Source organism: Bacteroides sp. MSSM.1001136sp1_RTP21357st2_D2_RTP21359_211015, from assembly GCF_040913205.1.
In the GTDB taxonomy this organism is placed as follows: Bacteria; Bacteroidota; Bacteroidia; order Bacteroidales; family Bacteroidaceae; genus Bacteroides; species Bacteroides ovatus.
Window position 1 is genome coordinate 1 of record NZ_JBDFVF010000068.1, and the last position, 5,412, is coordinate 5,412.

Sequence of the window (5,412 nt, forward strand, 5' to 3'; positions counted from 1 at the left end):
CAATGCTTCAAGGAAATGTTTCCAAGTTTTTCCAAATCGATTTTCTGCTAAATCCATAATGCTTCATTTTTATACATAGCAAAAATATAAGAATGAAAAAAGGCCGACAAGATAGAATCGCGGAGACGCTTACTTCCAAACAGGTGAAAAAGGCTGTGTAAGAGTTGCCCTTCACCCGTAAACGACTTATTTATAGGGAGCCCGGAAGAAAGGTGAAGGTGAAGAGGGAATTGAAAATAAAAGATATGAGGGGATGTATCGCTTGTTTATAATGACTGACTTTTGAATCTTTTTAGTTTAGTTATAGCTAATTTCTTCGATGAAATGGGAGAAAATAAAAATCCTCCACATCAAATGCAGAGGATTTTGTGATCGCGACAGGATTCAAACCTGTAACCGGCTGATCCGTAGTCAGCTACTCTATTCAGTTGAGCTACGCGACCTCAAATAATATAACTTGTAAATTTTTCAGTGACCGCGACAGGATTCAAACCTGTAACCGGCTGATCCGTAGTCAGCTACTCTATTCAGTTGAGCTACGCGGCCATTCTGTTAATTCAAAAAAGTGATCGCGACAGGATTCAAACCTGTAACCGGCTGATCCGTAGTCAGCTACTCTATTCAGTTGAGCTACGCGACCGTTATTTTGTTTTAACGGGTGCAAAGATACGGACTTTTCCCGAATTAGCAAGCTTTTCACCGACTTTTTTTGTAGAAAATTATTCTATGAACCGATAATTGAATAGTTGTAAACCTATACTTAGTCCGACATTCCACTCCCTTTTCGGTGAGCTATAATGATTTACATATGCAGAGATATCTCCAAAAGGCAATTGACATACAACAGAAATTTCTCCTAAATATTCAAACTTGGAGAAAGCTTTTCCGTAATATGCTTTATTCAACGAGTTTTTTTCGATTGGATAAATAGGCATAAAACCATAAAATTCTCCCCGAAGATGGAACATCTGGCTTAAACGGTAAATAGGCCGAATGCCGGCTCCGACAAATTGATTGGCACGAAAGGCTTCGTTGTAAGTCAATTTGCTATGTAATGTAGGAGAAAACTCTCCAGCTTGCATCATTGTGGCCGTATAGTTCTCGGAGAAGTTTTTGGAGGCATACAGGGCTTTCAAATACCATCCTAAAACCCAATGTTCACTCATATTATGATATTTCTCTTTCATATAAGATAATTGCAGCCAGGAGTGATGATCTTTGTTGTTACTGGTCGTACTTCCTTCGCCCGGATAGAATCGTTCTTTTCCAACGAAAATCTGGGCTACAAGGGCTTCTCTGTATCCACGTGTAGGATATTGTTTGGAATTAAGAGTACTTCCATTAAAACTAATTGATCCACCAAATAAATCATAGCGGCTTTTATCAAATTTGTCATTTCCGAAGTCAATGACACTTTTTTGAAAATATTTATCCTCTATTCTTGCAATTCCTACTCCAAACTCTGCTCGCTTGCTCGAAAGGAAAGGTAATCCAACCTGTAATTTCAAGAAACGTTCGTCTTTCTGGTTAAAGGCCGGTTTGTTATTTCGCGAAAAAAGTTTGTCCTTCTTAAAATAGTCGAAAGTACTGATCGAACCTATAAGACGATACGAGGTAGGAATGGCAGTGGCAAAGTCTATTTTTGCCATAAATTGCACGTTGTTATATACCTTTCCAAGTTGCCCGTCAAGAATAAACTCTTTGGCATAGTAGTTTAAGTCCTGATAACTAAGTCCCAGGTAGATCTGATTCGAATTGGAGGTGGATATGTTACCTCCCAGCCGTACAGCAAAGTTGTTTTCCAGTTTGACTTTTAAATGCAGATCATAGGTGTCATCTTCCGGATTATAAATTGCATGCGGTATGATTTCTGAAATCATTTTATCTGATAGCAATCGAAAATAACCTTGCTTTAAATCTTCATAGGTGAATTCTTTGTTATCCGACTTATGAAATTCTTTCTTCATATATGCCTGTTGTTGTGGATTAGCTCCATCAATGATGATATTTTTAAAACGTAGTTCCGGGAAATTACTACGGTATACCATTCTCCTTAAACGAATATTGTCCAGATTCACACGCCGATGGATACGGCTTTTGATAGAATCCATCATGCTGATGGTTCGATTATATCCTATATCATGTAATTCGTCGATGCGTTGAAAATCCATCAGATTGACGTTGTCATATTTGAACGTCATTAAAATCCCCATAGAGTCCGGAATAGAATAGTCGGTTTTCTGCATCACCATATTCTCAATTTGACTCATGAGGTCATTTTCCTTGGGTTTAGTGGGATTGGTGGATACAACGCTTCCTATAATGACATCCGGATGAAAATCATCTCTCATGACGTCCGTGGGAAAGTTATTATAGATACCTCCATCGTAGGCCAGTACATTGTCTATTTCAATGGGTTTAAACATGAAAGGGAAGCTCATGGAAGCTCTGACGGCATCTCCTAAATCTCCTTCCTTCATGACTAACTGTTTTTTATTGTACACATCGGACGCAATGCAACGGAAAGGAACAAAAAGTTTATCAAAATCTCCCTTACAAGCGGCCGTAGCACGTGCATATAGGTCAACAAACACGAGATTCATTTGAATCGGGTTGACAACACTGGTAGGCAGGAATTGAGGTTTTAAACTCTTCAGTGAATCTTTGAATGAAAAACGAATATTGAAAAATTCGGGAGTGGGAAGATTCTTTTTGAAATGATATACGTATTTCTCTTCCACTTCTCCGGAATACCATCGTTTAAAGTCCTCCGATTTGAGCAGTTCTACCATGTCGTCAGGAGAGTATCCCATGGCATACAAGGAGCCGATAATGGCTCCCATGGAAGTACCAGCAATGTAGTCAATAGGGATGTTGTTTTCTTCCAATGCGCGAATGATGCCGATGTGCGTCATTCCTTTGGCGCCACCACCGCTTAATACAAGTCCTACTTTTTGGGCATGGATAGCCGGGATAATCAGCCATAAAGTAATGAACACTAAAAAAATCTTTCTCATAACCCAAATCAAACAATTGAATTTTTTGTCTATTAAGTGTTCAAATATATACAATACTTTTCAATTAATCGATATTTTGCCGATCGTTTTAAATTGAAAAAGAGCATTACAACGTGTATTTAACGTTGAATGCTCTTTCTTGAAGTATGTGTAATGTTTAAAGGGGCGATATTAAATCAGCTCAATGCTACGTTTTACGAAGTTATTCAAAGCTTCACCTCTTAACATATTGTTTTGAAGTAAGGCCAGATCGATAAGCTGGCGGATAACTTTGTTATTGCTTGCATAGCCGATAAAGATAGCTTCTTTCTTGCTTTTCAGATCATCCCACTTCTTGTCGAGATCGTTTAATTCATCTTTTTCAGCTGTTGGGATGTCTTCTTCCTTTTTATCCTTCTGTTTGTCTTTCAACTCATTACGTTGTTTGTTGACGTTATCCATTTCGGAGAGTATCGGAGCTACTTCTGCTTGACAGGCATTCTCTTCTTCATTCAATACTTGTTTTATCAACTTGTGGTCTGAATTCAGGATCAGATTGAACATGTCAGGCATTTCGCCGTAGAAGCTCATTCCGGCTTGAATATTTGCCATTTCTTTCATACGACGCATATATTCGCTTTGAGTAATCATGACCGGAGCCGAATTTTCTCCCAACGCTTGCGTCATCACATTGAATTCAACCTTATCCATTTTAGGCAATTGGCTCTTGAAGGCTGTTGTGATTGCATCTTGTTTGTTGGCTTCCAGAGTTTCACCTTTCTTGTCTTCTTTTACAATCAGATTGTCAACAACATCACTGTCTACACGGGTGAAACGGGATTTCTCAAGCTTTTGCTCCAACATACTTACCATAGCTACATCTAACTGGCCATCCATGAGCAAGACATTATAGCCTTTATTGGTTGCAGCCTCAATATAGCTGTATTGTTCGTCCTTGTTATTTGCATACAGATAGATTAGATTTCCATCTTTGTCTGTCTGGTTATCTTTAATAAGGGTCTGATATTCCTCGAATGTGTAATGTTTGTCATTTGTATCGGTGAAAAGGGCGAATTTTTGCGCTTTATCATAGAAATCCTCTTGTGTGAGCATTCCATAATTGATAAATATTTTCAAGTCGTTCCACTTTTCTTCAAACTGCTTACGATCATTCTTGAATATAGACTGTAAACGGTCGGAAACTTTCTTGGTGATATAAGTTGAAATCTTCTTCACGTTTGAGTCGCTTTGCAAGTATGAACGGGAAACGTTCAACGGAATATCCGGAGAATCTATTACTCCATGTAACAAAGTCAGGAAGTCCGGCACAATGCCTTCAACAGAGTCTGTTACATATACTTGATTGCAATATAACTGAATCTTGTTCTTATTTAATTCAATATTGCTCTTTACCTTCGGGAAGTAGAGGATACCAGTCAGATGGAATGGATAATCCACATTCAGGTGAATCCAGAAGAGTGGTTCATCAGACATCGGATATAGCTTGCTATAGAATGATTTGTAATCTTCATCCGAAAGTTCGCTAGGTTTGCGTGTCCACAAAGGAGTGGTATCATTGATTATATTATCTTCAGCCGTTTCTACCTGTTTGCCGTCTTTCCATTCTTTCTTTTTTCCAAATGCAATAGGAACAGGAAGGAAGCTGCAATATTTCTTCAGAAGTTCGGAGATACGTGCTTCTTCGAGGAATTCTTTGCAGTCGTCATCAATGTATAAGATGATATCTGATCCACGGTCGGCTTTTTCTATTTCTTCAATAGTGAATTCAGGGCTGCCATCACAAGTCCATTTTACGGCTTTTGCATCGTCTCTGTATGATTTAGTGATAATCTCCACTTTCTTTGCAACCATAAAGGCAGAGTAGAAGCCAAGTCCGAAATGTCCGATAATGGCATTTGCATCGTTCTTATACTTCTCCAGGAAGTCATTAGCTCCAGAGAAAGCTATTTGATTGATGTACTTCTCTATTTCTTCTGCAGTCAAACCGATACCACGGTCAGAAATGGCAATAGTATCTTTGCCTAATTCAACGTGAACAGTTAAGTCACCCAGTTCACCTTTGAATTCGCCAATAGAAGCAAGCGTATTCAGCTTCTGAGTGGCATCTACCGCATTGGATACTAACTCGCGCAGAAAAATCTCATGGTCACTGTACAAAAACTTTTTAATGATAGGGAAAATGTTTTCTGTTGTAACCCCAATATTACCTTTTTGCATAATACGTATATTTTTTTAGTTTATCTATTGATTAATTTTAATTGATATTTGTCCATACAGAGACAAAAAAAATGCCAGACCCGAAGGTCTGACATTATGGCATATTAAGGGGACTTCTATAAATTAAATCCCTGATTATAAGTTGCATAAGCGGATAAAATGCTTATATTTGCAGAAA

2 protein-coding genes and 3 tRNA genes are annotated in these 5,412 nt (G+C 38.3%); all 5 read right to left on the reverse strand.

The genetic code is table 11. From position 1 onward, the window contains the following. Positions 1–369: 369 nt before the first annotated feature. The 5 genes from AB5217_RS24620 to htpG all read right to left on the reverse strand — a co-directional run bounded on the left by AB5217_RS24620 (position 370) and on the right by htpG (position 5,234). Positions 370–443: transfer RNA gene (locus AB5217_RS24620), tRNA-Arg, on the reverse strand. Positions 444–472: 29 nt separating this feature from the next. Continuing rightward, positions 473–546: transfer RNA gene (locus AB5217_RS24625), tRNA-Arg, on the reverse strand. 20 nt (positions 547–566) lie between these two features. After that, positions 567–640 (reverse strand) — tRNA-Arg (locus tag AB5217_RS24630). Between the two features lie 79 nt (positions 641–719). Further along, positions 720–3,017, reverse strand: a complete 2,298-nt coding sequence (locus AB5217_RS24635; protein WP_004295962.1) for a patatin-like phospholipase family protein — start codon at positions 3,015–3,017, stop codon at positions 720–722. Between the two features lie 171 nt (positions 3,018–3,188). Next, entirely contained in the window at positions 3,189–5,234 is a 2,046-nt protein-coding gene (gene htpG, locus AB5217_RS24640; protein ID WP_032843493.1) for a molecular chaperone HtpG, read from the reverse strand. Between the last annotated feature and the right edge of the window lie 178 nt (positions 5,235–5,412).

Bases quoted from the DNA above. Each gene is read 5' to 3' on its own strand.
- htpG (WP_032843493.1), bottom strand. From the start codon at position 5,234: ATGCAAAAAGGTAATATTGGGGTTACAACAGAAAACATTTTCCCTATC.
- AB5217_RS24635 (WP_004295962.1), bottom strand. From the start codon at position 3,017: ATGAGAAAGATTTTTTTAGTGTTCATTACTTTATGGCTGATTATCCCG.